This is a genomic window from Flavobacterium sp. (genome assembly GCF_027531905.1).
Taxonomy (GTDB): Bacteria; Bacteroidota; Bacteroidia; order Flavobacteriales; family Flavobacteriaceae; genus Flavobacterium.
On record NZ_JAPZSU010000002.1, the window covers coordinates 161,544 to 180,770 of the forward strand.

The window sequence follows — 19,227 nt, forward strand, 5'->3', positions numbered from 1 at the left end:
TTTTCGTAATAGTTTAGTTCGTTGTAACTTTGTAACGTCATAATAATTAAAAATATACATCATGAAAAAAATATTTATTATTAATGCTGGACAAAAATTTGGTCATTTAGGAGGAAGATTTAATGAAACTTTAGCCAACACTTCATTAACTTTTTTTGAAAGCAATCCAGAATTTGAGGTCAAAACAACTAATATTAATGAGGAATATGATCCAAAGGCAGAGGTAGAGAAATTTGTTTGGGCTGATGTCATTATTTATCATACTCCAATTTGGTGGATTCAATTGCCTTATGGTTTTAAAAAATATTTAGATATCGTTTTCACAGAAGGTCATGCTAAAGGAATTTACAAAAACGATGGTCGATCTAGAAAAAATCCTGCGATCAATTATGGAACAGGAGGAATGCTTAACGGAAGAAAATATATGGTAACTACTTCGTGGAATGCTCCCAAAGAAGCGTTTACTTTACCAGGTGAGTTTTTCAACCAACATTCTGTTGATGAAGGACCATTATTTGGTTTTCACAGAATGAATGCATTTATAGGATTAACACCTTTACAAAGTATTCATTTTTATGATATTGAAAAAAATGCAACTATTGAAAATTACATTGAAATGTATCAGAATCATTTGAAAAAATTGTTTTTGAATCAATCATAAAATAAATGTAGGTTCATTCAAAATTATTACTACAAATGAAATCCTTGCAACATTTTACCAATAGAACTGCATAAAAAATTTGTACACTCAACTAGTATGGTTTACTTTTGAAAACTAACGGTATGAGAAATTAAATATGAAACCACTTAAAGAAAAACTTCTTATTCAAGATGCTACAATTCATAAAGTGCAATATGATACAGAGTGTTTTTTCAATTTAGATGACATCGCTTTTTACTTAAAAGAAGATCTTTCGGAGGTGGAATGGATTTATTTGCCAATGATGATAGAAGGGGAGCAGGAAATAGTAAAATGCTGTACATTTGAAGATATTCTGAGAGGAAGAAAAGAATTATAAACCAAAAAGGAGGTACTAATTTGCACCTCCTTTTTCTTGTTTATCGATTGTTTATTTTGGCTTTTTCTTTAATGATATCACTAATTTTTCGGTTTTCAATTTTGCTTTCAAGCCAAGAAATAATATCCAAGTATAAAAAGGCTCTTTTTTCGTAAGTGCTTTTTTCGAGTTCTACGAAACGCTCTTTCATTTTTATAAACTCTTTTTTAATATCACTTGGATAAATAGAGTTCAAGTTTTTCATAAAACGAATGATTTCTTTTTGCACTTCATGCATATCATTCATTTTAATCAAAAACTTATAGGTGTTTTTGATTTGGTTTTCAATGTAAAAATCTTTGCCTAGCTCATAATGAGCAATTAAGCATAAAAGTCTAGAAAAACACATCAAATCCTCACGCATCGATAAGTTTTTGTTATTGATTATCTTTTCAAGATAATTGATACATTCTGCATATTTTTCGTTTCCAAAGTAAATAGAAGCTATCTTGTAATAAAACAACATTTCATGATGCTCATCAAGATGGTCGTTGTGAATTTTGAGTTTATTCAAAATCTCTGGAATCAAATATTCGCTTTCTACAAATGAGCCTTCGAGAATGTGATAATTGAGTTTATTGTTATACAAATACAAAAAGGACAAACAGGCAATATTGTCATTGATTGGAAAACGAGGATCTTTGATAGTTTCTTCCAACAAAACCAAGTATTTTTTGAAATTTGATTTGTATTTGAGCATGTATAATGACTCCAAAAGATAGTTGTTTCCTTTTAAGAAAAAAACGGGATTCAAATAAATCATATTGGGATTGTCATAAAACAAGGTTACCCACTTAGAGGCATATTTATAACTTGCCAAAAAATCTTGAACTAAGAAACTACGCCATAAATTGGCATTATAAAACCAATATTTTTCTCTAAAACCAAACTTGCTTTCGTCTAACTTGGATATGTGTTTTTTGAAATAATCATCAATATACTTGTATTCGGTATCACTTTTTACATAACCCGTTTTTAGCATTGTTCCATATAACTGCAAGGAAAGATTGGATAACTTACTCGAAATGGTGTTTTTGTAATTTAATTCCTTGGCTTGTATCACTAACTCGTCTGCACGTCCTTGAATACTTCGTGTGATGTATTGTGACTCAATTAGTTTTTCAAATTCAACAATTTCAAAAGCCATGTATTTTTCGTCATTCTCAAGAGCCAACGCTTTGGTTTTATCCAAAATCTTCAAACTCTGTTTGTATAACCCTTTGTTGTAGAGTATGGTGGCAAAATCAATTTGTTCGCGCAATTGATAGCGAATATTTTGACTTGGAATATTTAAGCGAATACTAACAAGGATTTGTTTGTACAGATATGATTTCAAATTGGACAATTGTACTTTTTTGATTAATCCATTCTTTAAAATCATTTTTTCATCATAGACTTCTGATTTGTCCAAAATATTGAAAAGCTCGATGAATTTAGTATTTGAACTAGTCTCCAATCGACTGGCAAAAATCTTAAATTGACGTTTTTCAGACTTAGAAAGGGACTTTATCAGTACAAATAAAAAATCTTTTTGATGGTTAGCCATTGTAAAATATTATGTTTTAAATCACTGAAAATCAATTAATTAAAAACAATTAATTGGTTTTATAAAGAGTATATTTGAGTATATTGGTTTTTGTGTTGGTATAACGTACTCTATTTTTGTTTAGAGATGTGAAATTACATTAAATAAATTAAAATGAATAGAGAGAAAGTTCAAATTTTTGACACCACACTAAGAGATGGAGAGCAAGTTCCTGGATGCAAGCTAGATACCAACCAAAAGCTAGTAATTGCAAATCGATTAGATGAAATGGGAGTTGATATCATAGAAGCTGGTTTTCCGGTTTCTAGTCCAGGTGATTTTTTATCTGTTTCAGAAATTAGCAAAATTGTAAAAAATGCCACAGTTTGTGGATTAACACGTGCTGTAAAAAAAGATATAGATGTAGCTGCTGATGCATTAAAACATGCCAAAAAACCTAGAATTCATACAGGAATTGGTACTTCAGATTCGCATGTGATTCACAAATTGAATACGACAAGAGAAGATGTAATTGAAAGAGCTAAAGCGGCTGTCGCTCATGCAAAATCATATGTAGAAGATGTCGAATTTTATGCTGAAGATGCTGGTCGTACCGACAATGAATTTTTGGCACGAGTCTGTGAAGAAGTTATCAAATCAGGCGCTACCGTTTTGAATATTCCAGACACCACAGGTTATTGCTTACCAGAAGAATACGGTGCCAAAATTAAATATTTAAAAGAAAACGTAAAAGGTATTGAAAATGTAATTCTTTCATGCCATTGCCACAACGATTTAGGAATGGCTACAGCCAATTCTATAGCAGGAGCTATTAACGGAGCCAGACAAATAGAATGTACCATTAATGGAATAGGGGAACGTGCTGGAAATACAGCACTTGAGGAAGTGGTTATGATTTTTAAACAACATCCTTATTTGAATTTGGATACCAATATCAATACCCGCCAATTGAATGAAATGAGTCGCTTAGTTTCTGAAAGTATGGGAATGATTGTGCAACCTAATAAAGCGATAGTAGGTGCCAATGCTTTTGCTCACAGTTCAGGAATTCATCAAGATGGTGTGATTAAAAATAGAGCGACTTATGAAATTATGGATCCTTTAGACGTTGGTGTCAATGAATCATCCATTATTTTGACAGCAAGAAGTGGTCGCGCTGCTTTAGCATACCGAGCTAAAAAAGTAGGTTATGAACTAACCAAAGTGCAATTGGATATTGTCTATCAAGAATTTTTAAAGTTTGCCGACATTAAAAAAGAAGTAGTTGATACCGATATTCATCAAATTATAGAAGTTTGTAAAATTAACATTCAATCCGCATAGGTCTTACAATATTAAAAACAAAAATTATGAATTTAAAAATAGCTGTACTTTCTGGTGATGGAATTGGTCCAGAAGTTACCTTGCAGGCCAAAAAAGCGCTGAATGCAATTGGTGTGGTTTTTAACCATGAATTTGTTTTTGAAGACGCTTATATTGGTGCCATTGCCATCGAAAAAACAGGAAAACCACTTCCAGATCAAACTTTGAATTTGTGTAGAAATACAGATTGTATACTGTTTGGTGCAATCGGAGATCCTATTTATGATAATAATCCTACTGCAAAAGTTCGTCCAGAGCAAGGATTACTGAAACTAAGAAAAGAATTGGGCTTGTATGCCAATATTCGTCCGATAAAAGCTTATCCTCATTTAATGAGTTCTTCTCCTATTAAGAAAGAAGTTTTAGAAGGAACTGATTTTGTTGTATACAGAGAATTGAATGGAGGCTTGTATTTTGGTAAAAAAACAACCAACGAAACCGAAACCTATGCTTCGGATTTGTGTGAATACAATGAATCTGAAATTGCAAAAATCACGCATTTGGCTTTCAAAGCTGCTCAGGCTAGACGTAAAAAAGTCACATTAGTCGACAAAGCCAATGTATTAGAAACCTCACGTCTTTGGAGAAGAGTGGTGACCGAAATCGCAAATGATTACCCAGAAGTTGCATTGAACTTCTTGTATGTTGACAATGCAGCAATGCAAATCATTTTGAATCCAAGACAGTTTGATGTTTTATTGACTGATAATTTGTTTGGTGATATTCTTTCAGATGAAGCAAGCGTTATCTCGGGTTCAATCGGGTTAATGGCTTCTGCTTCTATTGGAGATTATCATTCTTTATTTGAACCTATTCACGGTTGTTATACCGAAGCTAAAGATAAAAATATTGCTAATCCAATCGCTTCGATTTTGTCGGTGGCAATGTTGCTAGAACATTTTGGATTATTTGAAGAAGCTAAAAAAGTTATTGCTGCGGTAGAAGCTGCCATAAGCAATCAAGTCGTCACGGTTGATCTTAAGGTAGATTCAAGATTTGGAACCAACGAAGTAGGGGATTTTATTGCGAATCATATTATGGATGAAGAAGATTTGTACTTTAAAAAAGATTTTGTGCAAATTGGTCGATCAACTATAGTATAGCTTTTTAAGAGAAACATTATAAATAGAGAGATATATTGCTTGTTTGTTCCAATTTTTTTACTAGTTTTGGACTTTATTATTAAAACAATGCAAAAACATATCATTATTATTACCTCTATTATTAATGTCATCGTGATTATTACGCAGGCAAGAGGAATGGTATAGACATATGTAAAACATATTTCATATAAACCTTCCAAATTATTTGGAAGGTTTTTTTTTACGCAAAAATTAAAATATATACACTAACATGGAATTAAATAAATACAGTAAGACAATTACACAAGACGAAACACAACCTGCTGCACAAGCTATGTTGTACGGAATTGGATTAACTGAAGAAGATTTAAAAAAAGCACAAGTAGGAATTGTAAGCATGGGATATGAGGGAAATACTTGTAACATGCACTTAAATGATTTGGCAAAACAAGTCAAACAAGGCGTTTGGGATGCCGATTTAGTAGGTTTAATTTTTAATACTATAGGGGTTAGCGACGGAATATCTAACGGTACTGATGGTATGCGCTATTCATTGGTTTCCAGAGATGTGATTGCTGATTCTATCGAAACTGTAATGGGAGCGCAATGGTATGACTCTATGATTGCTATACCGGGATGTGATAAAAACATGCCAGGCGCTTTAATTGCTATGGGAAGAGTAAATAGACCAGCCATTATGGTTTATGGAGGTTCCATTCACTCAGGAGAATGGAAAGGTGAGAAGTTGAATATCGTGTCAGCTTTTGAAGCTTTAGGTAAAAAATTGCAAAAGACTATTTCTGATGAAGATTTTAAAGGAGTAATTCAAAATTCTTGTCCCGGACCAGGTGCATGCGGTGGAATGTATACTGCCAATACTATGGCTTCGGCTATTGAAGCTTTGGGAATGAGTTTGCCTTACAGTTCATCGAACCCCGCTTTGAGTGAGCAAAAGCAAAACGAATGTTTAGAGGCTGGAAAATATATTAGGTTATTGCTTGAAAAAGACATCAAGCCAAGGGATATTATGACTCGAAAAGCGTTTGAAAATGCGATTACGATTGTAGCTGTTCTTGGAGGATCTACAAATGCGGTTATGCATTTAATCGCAATGGCACATTCAGTTGATATTGAAATTACCTTGAAAGATTTTCAAAATATCAGTGACAGAACCCCTATGCTAGGAGATTTGAAGCCAAGTGGTAAATACATGATGGAGAATCTTCATTATGCAGGAGGAGTTCCAGCAGTATTAAAATATTTATTGAAAAACGGCTTGATTCATGGGGATTGTATGACAGTAACTGGTAAAACGGTAGCTGAAAACTTGGCGAATATTCCAGATTTGAATGATGGACAAGATGTGATTCATGAAATACAAAAAGCCTTAAAACCTACAGGAAATATTCAGATTTTATACGGAAACCTTGCTGAAGAAGGTTGTGTAGCCAAAATAAGTGGTAAAGAAGGTGAATATTTTGAAGGTACAGCCGTAGTTTTTGAAAGTGAATTTGAAGTGATTCCTGGAATAGAAGCTGGAAAAGTAAAACCAGGTAATGTAGTCGTCATTAGATACTGCGGTCCAAAAGGAGGTCCCGGTATGCCCGAAATGTTGAAACCTACTTCTGCCATAATGGGAGCAGGATTAGGAAATTCTGTAGCTTTAATTACAGATGGTAGATTCTCAGGTGGTTCTCATGGTTTTGTGGTAGGTCATATCACTCCAGAAGCTTATGATGGTGGTGGAATTGCTCTAATCGAAGAAGGAGACGTAATTAGCATTGACGCCGTCAAGAACACGATTAACCTTAAAATTTCTGATGAAGAATTTGCAAAACGAAAAGCCAATTGGGTACAACCACCACTAAAAGTTACAAAAGGGGTTTTACTTAAATACGCTAGATCGGTCTCTAGTGCTTCTACAGGATGTGTAACCGATAAATAGATAGTTGATATAAAAAATGAAAGCAATTTCATTTCAAAATAAGAATACCAATGGTAACAAATAAAATCACAGGCGCTGAAGCAATTATCAGATGCCTTTTAGAAGAAGGAGTAGACATCGTTTATGGATATCCAGGGGGAGCCATAATGCCTGTTTACGATGAATTATATAAATTTCAAGATCAATTGCATCATGTGTTAGTGCGCCATGAGCAAGGCGCTACACACGCCGCGCAAGGATATGCAAGAGCTACAGGGAAAGTTGGAGTAGCGATAGCTACTTCTGGACCAGGAGCCACGAATTTAGTCACTGGAATAGCCGATGCTCAAATCGATTCGACTCCAATGGTTTGCATTACAGGTCAGGTTGGGAAACATTTATTGGGTTCTGATGCTTTTCAAGAAACAGATATTATCGGGATTTCGACTCCAGTAACGAAATGGAATTATCAAATCACGGAAGCTTCGGAAATTCCTGAAATCATCGCTAAAGCTTTCTACATCGCTCGTTCAGGGCGTCCAGGACCAGTTTTGGTAGATATTACCAAAAACGCTCAGTTTGATGAACTTGATTTTAGTTATACTAAATGCAAAGGAGTTCGCAGTTACTTTCCAAAACCTGTTTTGGATCACCAAAAAGTTGCTGAAGCAGCTACATTGATTAATGGTGCCAAAAAACCGTATATCGTTTTTGGTCAGGGTGTGATTTTGGGGCAAGCCGAGGAATTATTAAAAGCGGTAATTGAAAAAACAGGAATACCAGCAGCTTGGACGATTTTAGGTCTTTCTGCTTTACCATCAGATCATCCTTTAAACGTTGGTATGCTTGGAATGCATGGTAATTATGGGCCAAATATTTTGACCAATGAATGCGATGTCTTGATTGCCATTGGTATGCGATTTGACGATCGTGTAACGGGTAATTTAGCTACGTACGCCAAACAAGCCAAAATCATTCACTTTGAAATAGATCCAGCTGAAGTTGATAAAAATGTAAAAACGGATGTAGCTGTTTTAGGTGATGTAAAAGAATCTTTGGCTGCACTTTTACCTTTGGTAGAAGCTAAATCACATGAAGCTTGGCATAACGAATTCAAGGAAAAGTACAAAATAGAATTGGAAAGTGTCATTAACGATGAATTAAGTCCAAAAGGAGAAGGAATCTCTATGGGAGAAACTATTGAAATGATAAACAAACACTCTAATGGCGATGCTATTATGGTTTCAGATGTTGGTCAACACCAAATGTTTACTTGTCGCTATTCTAAATTCAATCAATCAAAAAGTAATATTACTTCAGGTGGTTTAGGAACTATGGGATTTGCTTTGCCTGCAGCTATCGGTGCCAAAATGGGACAGCCAGATAGAGAAGTGGTTGCCATCATCGGTGACGGCGGATTTCAAATGACGATTCAGGAATTAGGAACTATTTTTCAAACTAGGGTTCCAGTAAAAATTGTGGTGTTAAACAATGAATTTTTAGGAATGGTAAGACAATGGCAGCAGTTGTTTTTTGACAAACGCTATGCGTCTACCGAGATGATTAACCCCAATTTTATTGCAATTGCCGAAGGGTATTATATCAAAGCCAAAAAGGTGACCCAAAGAGAGGATTTAGATGCTGCCGTAGCTGAAATGTTAGCTTCAAAAGAAGCCTATTTCTTAGAAGTAATGGTAGAAAAAGAAAATAATGTATTTCCGATGATTCCAACAGGAGCCTCAGTTTCTGATATCAGATTAAGTTAAAAGTTATGGAAAATAAAACATTCACGATTTCTGTATATTCAGAAAACAACGTAGGCTTATTGAATAGGATTTCAGGCATATTTCTGAAACGACATATTAATATTTTGAGTTTGAACGTATCCGAATCAGAGATAGAAAACGTTTCTCGATTTGTAATTGTAGTAAATACAACCGAAAAATGGGTACAAAACATCGTAGGTCAAATCGAAAAACAGATTGAAGTAATTAAGGCTTTTTACCATATCGATGAAGAGACAATTTTCTTGGAAAGCGCTATTTTCAAAATCGAATCCAGTTTACTTTTTGATGAACGACAAATTCAAAATATAATCAAAGAAAGCAATTCACAAATTGTAACCGTTTCGAGAGACTTTTTTGTGATTTCAAAATCAGGAAAGCGCTCTGAAATAGAGGAGTTGTATGCAAAGTTAAAGCCTTTCGGAATCATGCAATTTGTGCGATCAGGACGTATTTCAGTTTCAAAAACGAAAATGGAAATTTCGGCAATATTAGAGAATTTATAAAGCAATAGCTTTCGAAATTACTATAACTAGAATTTCAAAACAAAACCAAATAAAACTATTAATTATAAAATTTTACATTCATTAAATATTAAAAAAATGGCAAATTATTTCAATTCATTACCACTTAGATTACAATTAGAACAATTAGGCGTTTGCGAATTCATGGACCAATCCGAATTTGCAAATGGAATAACAGCTTTGGCAGGAAAAAAAGTAGTCATTGTAGGTTGTGGAGCTCAAGGTTTAAACCAAGGTTTAAACATGAGAGATTCTGGTTTAGATATTTCTTATGCTTTACGTGCAGAGGCAATTGCTCAAAAAAGAGCTTCTTATATGAATGCTGCGGATAATGGTTTTAAAGTTGGAACCTATGAAGAACTGATTCCAAGTGCAGATTTAGTTTGTAATTTAACGCCAGATAAACAACATACTGCTGTAGTAAGTGCTATTATGCCCTTGATGAAAGAAGGAGCTACTTTAGCTTACTCTCACGGTTTTAACATCGTTGAAGAAGGAATGCAAATTCGTAAAGATATTACGGTAATTATGTGTGCACCAAAATGTCCCGGATCAGAAGTTCGAGAAGAATACAAAAGAGGTTTTGGAGTGCCTACCTTAATTGCAGTACACCCAGAAAATGACCCTAATGGAGTAGGTTTAGAGCAAGCAAAAGCGTATGCAGTGGCAACAGGTGGTCATAGAGCTGGCGTATTGAAATCTTCTTTCGTTGCCGAAGTAAAATCAGATTTGATGGGAGAGCAAACCATTTTGTGTGGAATGCTACAAACGGGTTCTATTTTGTGTTTTGACAAAATGGTAGAAAAAGGAATCGAGCCAGGTTATGCTTCAAAATTGATTCAATACGGTTGGGAAACAATTACTGAAGCTTTAAAACATGGTGGAATCACTAACATGATGGATCGTTTGAACAATCCTTCTAAAATTGAGGCATATGAATTGGCTGATGAATTAAAAGACATTATGCGTCCTTTGTTTCAAAAACATATGGATGATATTATTTCTGGTGAATTCTCTAAAAACATGATGATAGACTGGGAGAATAATGACATCAATTTATTGTCATGGAGAGCCGCTACAGCCGAAACTAATTTTGAAAAAACAGCTCCTACAGAGGCGCCAATTTCAGAACAAGAATACTTTGATAATGGTGTTTTAATGATTGCGATGGTTAAGGCTGGGGTAGAATTGGCATTCGAAACCATGACAGAGTCTGGAATTATCGAAGAATCTGCATATTATGAGTCGTTGCACGAATTGCCATTGATTGCTAATACGGTTGCTAGAAAAAAATTATACGAAATGAACAGAATCATTTCTGACACGGCTGAATATGGTTGTTATTTATTTGATCATGCGTGTAAACCTTTGTTGGTAGATTTTATGCAAGCTATCGATACCAATGTGATTGGAAAACCATTCTCTACTTCAAATGAAATTGACAATGCAGTATTAATTGCTGTTAATAATAGCATCCGTCAACACCCAATAGAAGAAGTTGGCGCTTGGTTACGTGAATCTATGACTGCGATGAAAAAAATAGGTTAATAAATGGAATTACCACACAGGGAGCGTGTGCTGAATAACTATCTTATCGATACTCTCATGGTTTTAGTTTGAATTAGTTATTAAATTTAAGATTGGGCAAAACGATACGATATTCTCAGATTCACTTAACTTTATTAGAGAGTTAAGTGAATGTAATCCAATAAAAATGTTATAAATTGTTGTTAATTGTAGTTAAATTGTTATTTCAAAAGGCATACTTTAAATAGTGTGCCTTTTTTTATGAAAACGATAGAAAATACTTAAAATATTGTTTGGTATGATGTTTACATCAATTTTGGAATTAGTATATTTGATTTCCATTAAAAGCAATAAAAATTAGCATTAATACCTTATTAAAAAATTAAAAGCATGAGTTATTTTAAGATCGAAAATTTAGAACAATATTTTAAGCATTATAATAAATCGGTTAGAGAACCTAGGAAATTTTGGGGCAAAATTGCAGAAGAAAATTTTACATGGTATCAATATTGGGATAAAGTAGTAGATTTTAATATGGCAACCGCTGAAGTTAAGTGGTTTACAGAAGCTAAAGTGAATATCACCAAAAACTGTATCGATCGACATTTAGCCAAACGAGGTGAAAAAAACGCCATCATTTTTGAGCCTAACAATCCAGACGAACCTGCCCAACATATTACCTACAACGAATTGCATCAAAGAGTTTGCAAAATGGCTAATGTTTTGAGAGCACAAGGGATTACAAAAGGAGATCGCGTTTGTATTTACTTACCCATGATTCCAGAATTGGCGGTTTCGATTTTAGCCTGTGCTAGAATTGGAGCTATACATTCGGTTATTTTTGCAGGATTTTCTTCTTCTGCTGTTGCGTCTAGAATTAATGATAGTGAATGTAAAATGGTTATCACATCGGATGGAGGGTACAGAGGAAATAAAACCATCGATTTGAAAGGAATTATCGATGAGTCATTAGAAAATTGCCCTTCGGTACAATCAGTCTTAGTGACCAAAAGAACAGAATCCACAATTGCTATGAAACCAGGGAGAGATCAATGGTTGCAGCCACTTTTGGATCAAGCCTCTGATAATAATGTAGCCGAAATTATGGATGCTGAGGATCCATTATTCATTCTTTACACTTCGGGTTCTACCGGAAAACCAAAAGGAATGGTGCATACTACAGCGGGTTACATGGTCTATACTTCTTACACATTTAAAAATGTTTTTAACCACGAAGAGAACGATATTTTTTGGTGTACCGCAGATATTGGATGGATTACAGGACATTCCTATACGCTATATGGTCCCTTGTTAAACGGAGGTACAACGGTTATTTTTGAAGGAATTCCTTCTTATCCAGATTTTAGTCGTTTTTGGGAAACTATTGAAAAACATAAAGTTACGCAATTCTATACAGCTCCAACAGCTATTCGTTCTTTGGCCAAAGAAAGCTTAGAATATGTGCAACGTTTCCCTTTGAAATCATTAAAAGTTATTGGTTCTGTTGGAGAGCCTATCAATGAAGAAGCTTGGCACTGGTTTAATGATCACGTTGGCGATAAGCGTTGTCCAATTGTGGACACTTGGTGGCAAACAGAAACTGGTGGAATCATGATTGCTCCTATTTCTTTTGTAACACCAACCAAGCCAACCTATGCTACTTTGCCTTTACCAGGAATTCAACCAGTTTTAATGGATGATAAACGCAACGAAATCGAAGGGAATCAAGTAGTTGGAAGTTTGTGTATCAAATTCCCATGGCCTGGTATAGCAAGAACGATTTGGGGAGATCACCAACGTTATATCGATACGTATTTCTCATCTTTCCCAGGAAAATATTTTACGGGAGATGGCGCCTTACGTGACGAAGTTGGCTATTACAGAATCACAGGTCGTGTAGATGATGTGGTGATTGTTTCTGGTCATAATTTAGGTACAGCACCAATTGAGGATGCTATCAACGAACATCCAGCTGTAGCTGAATCCGCAATTGTTGGATTTCCACACGATATCAAAGGGAATGCCTTGTACGGTTACGTTATTTTGAAAGAATCAGGGGAATCTAGAGATAGAGAAAACTTGATTAAGGAAATCAACCAAATTATTACCGATCATATTGGACCAATTGCGAAATTAGACAAAATCCAGTTCGTTACAGGCTTACCAAAAACACGCTCAGGAAAAATCATGCGTCGTATTTTACGTAAGATTGCAGAGGGCGATTTCTCAAGCTTTGGAGATACCACTACGTTGCTAAATCCAGAAATAGTAGATGAAATTAAGAATAATAGATTGTAATTAATACATCAAATAATACATGCTAACTGCTTTATTAATAAGATAAAGCAGTTTTTGTATTTATATAAATGCATAGGCTACTTCATTACAAAACATTTCATTAAATTTACCCATATGGTTAACACAGAAATTGTAATAATTGGGGGAGGTTTAGCAGGATTGACTGCTGGAATTCACTTATCTCAAAACGGAATTTCAGTAACTATTGTCGAAAAAAACGAATACCCCAAACATAAAGTCTGTGGCGAATACATTTCTAATGAAGTCAAACCTTATCTAGAGTCTTTGGGAATTCCTATTCAAAATGCGCATCCTACTTCGATTACTCAATTAGAATTTGCGACTTTATATGGTACGAGTTTGCATCAGAAATTGCCTTTAGGTGGTTTTGGCATCAGTCGCTACACCTTAGATTACATCTTGTATCAAAAAGCGATTGAAAGTGGTTGTAACATTATAAAAAATACAGTAGAGAGTTGTGTTTTTGAAGAGAATCAGTTCATCGTCACTACGCAAAATCAAGAAAAATATTTAGCCAAAATTGTTTTAGGTGCCTTTGGCAAAAGAGCCAATTTAGATTATTACTTCCACAGATCATTCATTCAAAAACAATCCCCTTGGTTAGCGGTCAAAAATCATTATAAAGGCGATTTCCCAGAAGATGTCGTGGGTTTGTATCATTTTAAAGGCGGCTATTGCGGAGTTTCCAAAGTAGAGAATAACCAAATCAATATATGTTATATCACCAATTATAAAGATTTTAAACGGTATAAAAACATAGCCGATTTTCAAAAAGAGGTACTGTTCAAAAATCGTAAACTGAAACAAATTTTACAAACTTCGATTCCTGTTTTTGATAAACCATTAACGATAAGTCAAATTTCATTTGAAAAGAAAGAACCTGTGTCAGATCATGTTTTGATGATTGGCGATACCGCTGGACTCATTCATCCTTTGTGCGGTAACGGAATGGCGATGGCGATTCATAGTGCCAAAATAGCATCTGAATTGAGTGTTTATTTTCTTAGCAATAAAAACAGTAGAGAGGTGTTAGAAAGTAAGTATATTGCAACTTGGAATTCCAATTTCAAAGGACGATTACGCATGGGAAGAAACTTAAGCGCTATTTTAGAACAACCGATTTTAACATTACTCGTTCTGCAAGTAATTATTTTTTTTCCTTTTATCATCAAACAAATCATCAAACGTACTCATGGTACACCCATTTCGTAAATGAATTTTAGAGTCCCCACAACATACAGAACTACTTCCACAGAAATTATGGATGATTTTTCTCTTGAAGGAGAAGAACTTAGAGAGGCTTTGGATAAAATAGCTTCCATCAACCAATTTTTAGGAGGTAATAAAGTCACTCTCGATGGAGTAAAACAGTTACTTGGCGCTATTTCCCTCAATGAAACCATCACAATTGTGGATATAGGGTGCGGAAATGGTGACATGTTGCGTACCTTAGCTCAATATGCACAAAAATCAGGTTTAGTAGTCGAATTAATCGGGATTGATGCCAATAGGTTTACGGTGAATCATGCCCAACAATTGTCTGCTGCTTACGAAAATATTTCTTTTCGCTGTGAGGATATTTTTGATACTTCATTCAAAGAGGTAAAAGCAGATTTATTTTTGTGTACCTTGACTTTGCATCATTTTAAAAACGAGGAAATCGAATATTTACTGCCTTTGTTTTATAGAAATTCACGATTAGGAATAGTCATTAATGATTTGCAGCGAAGCGGTTTAGCGTATCGATTATTCCAGCTTTTGTGTGTTGTTTTTCGTCTTAATACGATGTCACGTGAAGACGGATTGATCTCTATTTTAAGAGGTTTTACTAAAGAAGAATTGATTCGTTTTTCAAATCAAATGAATTTTAATAAGTGGTCCATTCGTTGGAGATGGGCATTTAGATACCAATGGATAATTTCAAAATTATGAGTGTAAAAATTTGTACCGTAGCCAAACAATTACCGAACTATTCAAAGGCTACCGAAGAAATTATTCCTTTTTTGGATGCTTGGCTCGAAGGTCAAGACGAGCGATTTATTCGAAAAGTCAAAAAAATATTCGAAGGTGCGGCTGTCGATAAACGCTATTCTATCATGGATCCTGTAGAGGTGTTTACAAAGACTTCGTTTACTGAAAGAAATGCCATTTATGTCCGTGAAGTCATCACATTAGGAGAGAAAGTATTGCAAAAAGCATTGCTCCAAGCCGAATGGAAAGCTACCGACATTGATTTCATAATTACCGTAAGTTGCACAGGAATTATGATTCCATCACTTGATGCTTACTTAATCAATAGTTTGAAATTGCGTCAAGATGTGGTTCGTTTACCTGTAACCGAAATGGGGTGTGCCGCTGGAATATCGGGTATTATTTACGCCAAAAACTTCCTAAAAGCCAATCCTGGAAAAAGAGCCGTTGTTATTGCGGTCGAAAGTCCAACAGCAACTTTTCAATTGGATGATTTTTCCATGGCCAATATTGTGAGCGCAGCAATTTTTGGAGACGGAGCTGCTTGTGTATTGCTTTCTTCCAATGATTTAGATGAAGGTCCAGAAATCATTGGCGAGGAAATGTATCATTTTTATGACGCTATTGACATGATGGGATTTGAATTGACCAATTCAGGTTTGCAAATGGTGCTTGATAGTGCCGTTCCGGAGACCATTGCGAGTCATTTTCCAGCAATTATTCATCCATTTTTAGCACAATATCAGTTGACTATTTCAGATATGGATTATTTGATTTTCCATCCAGGTGGAAAAAAAATCATTCAAACGGTAGAAACGCTTTTTGAAGGTTTAGGAAAAGATATTGAAGAGACCAAAGCTGTTTTGCGTTTATACGGAAACATGTCAAGCGCAACAGTACTTTATGTTTTGGAAGAAATTATGAATAAAAAACCGGCTAAAGGAACGAAAGGACTGATGCTAAGTTTTGGCCCAGGCTTTTCGGCGCAAAGAGTTTTATTACAATTTTAAAAAATGGAATCACAAGAAATTATATCCAAATTACCCTATAGTAAACCCTTTTTGTTTGTGGATACCATTATTGATGTTAATGAAAATGCCATTAAGGGTAGTTATAGATATGCAGAAGATTTGGATTTTTACAAAGGGCATTTTGTAGGCAATCCGGTAACGCCTGGCGTTATTTTGACCGAAACTATGGCGCAAATTGGTGTAGTTTGCTTGGGAATTTTTATTCTAAATGATAACTTTACAAAAGACATCGTAATTGCTTTAACATCAAGTGAAATTGATTTTATTAAACCTGTATATCCAAACGAAACCGTAACCGTTTTTTCAGAAAAAGTCTACTTTCGTTTTGGTAAATTAAAGTGCAAAGTGTGGATGGAAAATCAAAAGAAGGAAACTGTTTGCAAAGGTTATATTTCTGGTATGATGAAATTATAGTTGAGCTTTTATAATCTTTAATGCTAAAGCTAAAATGAGAAAAAGAGTAGTGATTACAGGGTTAGGAGTGGTCGCTCCCAATGGAGTAGGAGTACCCGATTTTACTGAGGCCATAAAAAATGGTGTTTCTGGAATACAACACGATCCCGAATTAGAACGTCTTGATTTTTCATGTCAAATTTCTGGGAAACCTACTATTCCTGACGAACTTGCGCTCAACTATTTCACTCCCCTAGAACTTAGAAATTTTAATGCCTCGGGAATTTTATATGGCGTTATCGCTGGAATGGAAGCATGGAAAAATGCAGGCTTAACCATAGAAACGAACGATATTCCAGATTGGAACAGCGGAACAATCTTTGGAACTGGAACCTCAGGAATTGAAAAATTTAGAGAGAGTATTTATAAGATTGACGACTTGCAAACCCGTCGTTTAGGAAGTACTGCCGTGGCACAAACCATGAACAGCGGTGTAAGTGCTTATTTGGGCGGAAAGCTAGGATTAGGTAATCAGGTTAGTACTAACTCTTCTGCTTGCACCACAGGCGCAGAAAGCATTTTGATGGGTTTCGAACGCATTCAATCGGGTTTGGCCCAACGAATGCTTGTTGGGAGCACCAGCGATTCAGGTCCTTATATTTGGGGAGGATTTGATGCAATGAAAGTCTGTACTTTTAAACACAACCAAAATCCAGAACAAGGCTCAAGACCAATGTCATCATCTGCTTCGGGTTTTGTTCCTAGTAGTGGAGCAGGAGCATTGGTGATCGAAGATTTAGAAACAGCTTTGGAACGTGGAGCCACTATTTATGGCGAAATTTTGGGTGGCAATTGCAACTCTGGTGGGCAAAGAGGACAAGGTTCAATGACAGCTCCAAATGGAATTGCGGTACAAAAATGCATAACAGACGCTCTTCTTAATGCTGGGATTACTGCTTCTGATTTAGATACAATTAACGGACATTTGACTGCTACTGCCAAAGACGCTTTTGAAATTGAAAATTGGTGCCAAGCCCTAAATTTAAAAGGAAAAGATTTCCCCTATATCAATTCATTGAAATCGATGGTAGGCCATTGCTTATCTGCAGCAGGGAGTATTGAGTGTGTAGCAAGCGTTTTGGAACTGCATCACGATTTTATTTTTCCAAATTCCAATTGTGAAGACGTACATCCTGATATTATAAAATGTATTGCAGTTTCACAAATCCCACAACGTTTAATTCATAAAAAAATGCAGTATATTGCTAAAGCAAGTTTTGGATTTGGAGATGTAAATGCCTGCATAATTTTTAAAAAATGGAATTCAATTTAACACTACAAAGTAACACTATATGGATACTAATCAAAACCCAAGAATTGAAGAGCTTAAGCAAATTATTAAGCCTTATATTCAAAACCAAGACGCCTTCGATTCACTAACAGAAGAGACTGATTTCATCAAGGATTTACAAATCAATTCAGCCAATTTAGTCGATGTAATTTTGGATATAGAAGAGAAATACCAAATAATGATTGATAACGAATCGATGGAAAGAATGATTAATGTGAAAGCAGCTCTTGAAATTATTGATGCAAAACTTGCGGAATAAGTAACGTCATGATTGGGAACGATATTGTGGATTTAGAAGTAGCACGTTGTCAGAGTAATTGGCAACGTAAAGGTTTTTTGGATAAAATTTTTACGATAAATGAGCAAAGGCTAATTCTTGATGCCGAAAACCCAGAACTCTTAGTTTGGAATTTATGGACTAGAAAAGAAGCAGCCTATAAAATTTTCAATAGAAGTACACAAATCAGAGCGTTTATTCCTCTTCTATTAGAATGTAATGTAATCAATGAATTTGAAGGTACAATAAGCATCAATCATCAAACCTATTTTTCTCAAACCGAAATAACCGAAAGTAGTGTTTATACTGTTGCAGTGAGTGAAAGGCTCTTTTTTTCAAAAATACAAGTGCTTTCTTCTGAACAACCCATCTTGAAGGAAGATGGAATTCCATTTTTGATGGATTCTATTTCAAACAAAAAAAATCCCGTTTCTATTACGCATCATGGGCGATTTTGGAACGGGATTACTTTAGCAGTTTAAAAGTTTAAATCTAATTTGTTTTTTAGCTTTAAAAATAACAAAGCGATTCGATACGCATCTTCGGATGAAGAATTCCTGTCGCTTTTTGGAATTTTGTACAGGGTGCATAGTTCGTCAAGCGAAAATTGTCGATCAGTAATATCATTGATTTTTCTGTACATCACATCAATATCTAAGGCTTGGTTTTTTAATCTTCCGCATCCGATTTTTTCTAGAGCAGCATTGATCATTTCCACATCAAAATCAATGTGATGTCCTATCAGTATCGCATTTCCAATATAATCAACAAACATTTGAATAGCGTCTGGTTCAACCAGTTTTTTCATCTTGCTATCCACTATAAATTCATTGGGAAGTCCGTTATCGTGAAGATATTTGTATTGAAGCAACGCCGCTTCAAAACTTTTACCGATAGCAATACTGTTGTCTTCTATGCCAAAAGAACCAATGGATAAGATAACATCTTTGTTTGGATTCATTCCTGAAGTTTCGGTTGAAAAAACGATAACATCGCTCGATTTAGCATCAAACTTAGCTAAGTAGTCTTTCCAAAAATCTGGATAATCTTTGTTTATGTTTTTTAGCCAATCTAACAT

The 19,227-nt window shown here is 35.0% G+C and carries 18 protein-coding genes; 16 read left to right on the forward strand and 2 right to left on the reverse strand.

Annotation, left to right across the window (positions count from 1 at the left end):
* The first annotated feature begins 61 nt into the window (after positions 1-61).
* Positions 62-661 carry an NAD(P)H-dependent oxidoreductase gene (locus O9307_RS00910; RefSeq protein WP_298294324.1) on the forward strand — a complete coding sequence of 200 codons (600 nt, stop codon included), beginning with the start codon at positions 62-64 and terminating at the stop codon, positions 659-661.
* 136 nt (positions 662-797) lie between these two features.
* Positions 798-1,019: a hypothetical protein gene (locus O9307_RS00915; protein ID WP_298294327.1), complete on the forward strand. Its 222-nt coding sequence runs from the start codon at positions 798-800 to the stop codon at positions 1,017-1,019.
* 40 nt (positions 1,020-1,059) lie between these two features.
* Here O9307_RS00915 and O9307_RS00920 read toward each other — a convergent pair whose 3' ends face one another.
* Positions 1,060-2,604 carry a hypothetical protein gene (locus O9307_RS00920; protein WP_298294330.1) on the reverse strand — a complete coding sequence of 515 codons (1,545 nt, stop codon included), beginning with the start codon at positions 2,602-2,604 and terminating at the stop codon, positions 1,060-1,062.
* A gap of 153 nt (positions 2,605-2,757) precedes the next feature.
* On the opposite strand from O9307_RS00920, the gene O9307_RS00925 reads away from it, so the two are divergent.
* From O9307_RS00925 to O9307_RS00990, 14 genes are all read left to right on the forward strand, one after another.
* Entirely contained in the window at positions 2,758-3,927 is a 1,170-nt protein-coding gene (locus O9307_RS00925) for a 2-isopropylmalate synthase (protein WP_298294333.1), read from the forward strand.
* Positions 3,928-3,953: 26 nt separating this feature from the next.
* Complete coding sequence (leuB, locus tag O9307_RS00930; RefSeq protein WP_298294335.1) at positions 3,954-5,069, forward strand: 3-isopropylmalate dehydrogenase; 1,116 nt, start codon at positions 3,954-3,956, stop codon at positions 5,067-5,069.
* A 250-nt stretch (positions 5,070-5,319) separates the two neighbouring features.
* Positions 5,320-6,993 (forward strand): dihydroxy-acid dehydratase, encoded by a 1,674-nt coding sequence (gene ilvD / locus O9307_RS00935; protein ID WP_298294338.1) that lies wholly within the window; start codon positions 5,320-5,322, stop codon positions 6,991-6,993.
* 50 nt (positions 6,994-7,043) lie between these two features.
* Positions 7,044-8,738, forward strand: coding sequence for a biosynthetic-type acetolactate synthase large subunit (gene ilvB / locus O9307_RS00940; protein ID WP_298294341.1), 1,695 nt, complete (start codon positions 7,044-7,046; stop codon positions 8,736-8,738).
* A gap of 5 nt (positions 8,739-8,743) precedes the next feature.
* Complete coding sequence (gene ilvN, locus O9307_RS00945) at positions 8,744-9,262, forward strand: acetolactate synthase small subunit (protein WP_159685444.1); 519 nt, start codon at positions 8,744-8,746, stop codon at positions 9,260-9,262.
* A gap of 96 nt (positions 9,263-9,358) precedes the next feature.
* Positions 9,359-10,828: a ketol-acid reductoisomerase gene (ilvC, locus tag O9307_RS00950; protein ID WP_298294350.1), complete on the forward strand. Its 1,470-nt coding sequence runs from the start codon at positions 9,359-9,361 to the stop codon at positions 10,826-10,828.
* A 369-nt stretch (positions 10,829-11,197) separates the two neighbouring features.
* On the forward strand, positions 11,198-13,105 hold the full coding sequence (gene acs / locus O9307_RS00955; protein ID WP_298294353.1) for an acetate--CoA ligase: 1,908 nt from the start codon (positions 11,198-11,200) through the stop codon (positions 13,103-13,105).
* A gap of 114 nt (positions 13,106-13,219) precedes the next feature.
* Positions 13,220-14,338, forward strand: coding sequence for an FAD-dependent oxidoreductase (locus tag O9307_RS00960; RefSeq protein WP_298294355.1), 1,119 nt, complete (start codon positions 13,220-13,222; stop codon positions 14,336-14,338).
* Positions 14,339-15,058 carry a methyltransferase domain-containing protein gene (locus O9307_RS00965; protein WP_298294358.1) on the forward strand — a complete coding sequence of 240 codons (720 nt, stop codon included), beginning with the start codon at positions 14,339-14,341 and terminating at the stop codon, positions 15,056-15,058.
* Complete coding sequence (locus O9307_RS00970) at positions 15,055-16,107, forward strand: type III polyketide synthase (RefSeq protein ID WP_298294361.1); 1,053 nt, start codon at positions 15,055-15,057, stop codon at positions 16,105-16,107. The genes O9307_RS00965 and O9307_RS00970 overlap by 4 nt, the downstream gene beginning before the upstream one ends.
* A gap of 3 nt (positions 16,108-16,110) precedes the next feature.
* Positions 16,111-16,542 (forward strand): 3-hydroxyacyl-ACP dehydratase FabZ family protein, encoded by a 432-nt coding sequence (locus O9307_RS00975; RefSeq protein WP_298294363.1) that lies wholly within the window; start codon positions 16,111-16,113, stop codon positions 16,540-16,542.
* Positions 16,543-16,576: 34 nt separating this feature from the next.
* Positions 16,577-17,854 (forward strand): beta-ketoacyl-[acyl-carrier-protein] synthase family protein, encoded by a 1,278-nt coding sequence (locus O9307_RS00980; protein ID WP_298294365.1) that lies wholly within the window; start codon positions 16,577-16,579, stop codon positions 17,852-17,854.
* 19 nt (positions 17,855-17,873) lie between these two features.
* Entirely contained in the window at positions 17,874-18,131 is a 258-nt protein-coding gene (locus tag O9307_RS00985; RefSeq protein WP_298294367.1) for an acyl carrier protein, read from the forward strand.
* A gap of 8 nt (positions 18,132-18,139) precedes the next feature.
* On the forward strand, positions 18,140-18,631 hold the full coding sequence (locus O9307_RS00990) for a 4'-phosphopantetheinyl transferase superfamily protein (RefSeq protein WP_298294370.1): 492 nt from the start codon (positions 18,140-18,142) through the stop codon (positions 18,629-18,631).
* Here O9307_RS00990 and O9307_RS00995 read toward each other — a convergent pair.
* Positions 18,628-19,227 (reverse strand): 3'-5' exonuclease, encoded by a 600-nt coding sequence (locus O9307_RS00995; protein WP_298294373.1) that lies wholly within the window; start codon positions 19,225-19,227, stop codon positions 18,628-18,630. The two genes, O9307_RS00990 and O9307_RS00995, sit on opposite strands and share 4 nt — an antisense overlap.

Bases quoted from the DNA above. Each gene is read 5' to 3' on its own strand.
- O9307_RS00910 (WP_298294324.1), top strand. From the start codon at position 62: ATGAAAAAAATATTTATTATTAATGCTGGACAAAAATTTGGTCATTTA.
- leuB (WP_298294335.1), top strand. From the start codon at position 3,954: ATGAATTTAAAAATAGCTGTACTTTCTGGTGATGGAATTGGTCCAGAA.
- acs (WP_298294353.1), top strand. From the start codon at position 11,198: ATGAGTTATTTTAAGATCGAAAATTTAGAACAATATTTTAAGCATTAT.
- O9307_RS00985 (WP_298294367.1), top strand. From the start codon at position 17,874: ATGGATACTAATCAAAACCCAAGAATTGAAGAGCTTAAGCAAATTATT.
- ilvC (WP_298294350.1), top strand. From the start codon at position 9,359: ATGGCAAATTATTTCAATTCATTACCACTTAGATTACAATTAGAACAA.
- O9307_RS00980 (WP_298294365.1), top strand. From the start codon at position 16,577: ATGAGAAAAAGAGTAGTGATTACAGGGTTAGGAGTGGTCGCTCCCAAT.
- O9307_RS00960 (WP_298294355.1), top strand. From the start codon at position 13,220: ATGGTTAACACAGAAATTGTAATAATTGGGGGAGGTTTAGCAGGATTG.
- O9307_RS00915 (WP_298294327.1), top strand. From the start codon at position 798: ATGAAACCACTTAAAGAAAAACTTCTTATTCAAGATGCTACAATTCAT.
- O9307_RS00995 (WP_298294373.1), bottom strand. From the start codon at position 19,227: ATGTTAGATTGGCTAAAAAACATAAACAAAGATTATCCAGATTTTTGG.
- O9307_RS00925 (WP_298294333.1), top strand. From the start codon at position 2,758: ATGAATAGAGAGAAAGTTCAAATTTTTGACACCACACTAAGAGATGGA.
- O9307_RS00965 (WP_298294358.1), top strand. From the start codon at position 14,339: ATGAATTTTAGAGTCCCCACAACATACAGAACTACTTCCACAGAAATT.
- O9307_RS00990 (WP_298294370.1), top strand. From the start codon at position 18,140: ATGATTGGGAACGATATTGTGGATTTAGAAGTAGCACGTTGTCAGAGT.
- ilvD (WP_298294338.1), top strand. From the start codon at position 5,320: ATGGAATTAAATAAATACAGTAAGACAATTACACAAGACGAAACACAA.
- ilvN (WP_159685444.1), top strand. From the start codon at position 8,744: ATGGAAAATAAAACATTCACGATTTCTGTATATTCAGAAAACAACGTA.
- O9307_RS00975 (WP_298294363.1), top strand. From the start codon at position 16,111: ATGGAATCACAAGAAATTATATCCAAATTACCCTATAGTAAACCCTTT.
- ilvB (WP_298294341.1), top strand. From the start codon at position 7,044: ATGGTAACAAATAAAATCACAGGCGCTGAAGCAATTATCAGATGCCTT.
- O9307_RS00920 (WP_298294330.1), bottom strand. From the start codon at position 2,604: ATGGCTAACCATCAAAAAGATTTTTTATTTGTACTGATAAAGTCCCTT.
- O9307_RS00970 (WP_298294361.1), top strand. From the start codon at position 15,055: ATGAGTGTAAAAATTTGTACCGTAGCCAAACAATTACCGAACTATTCA.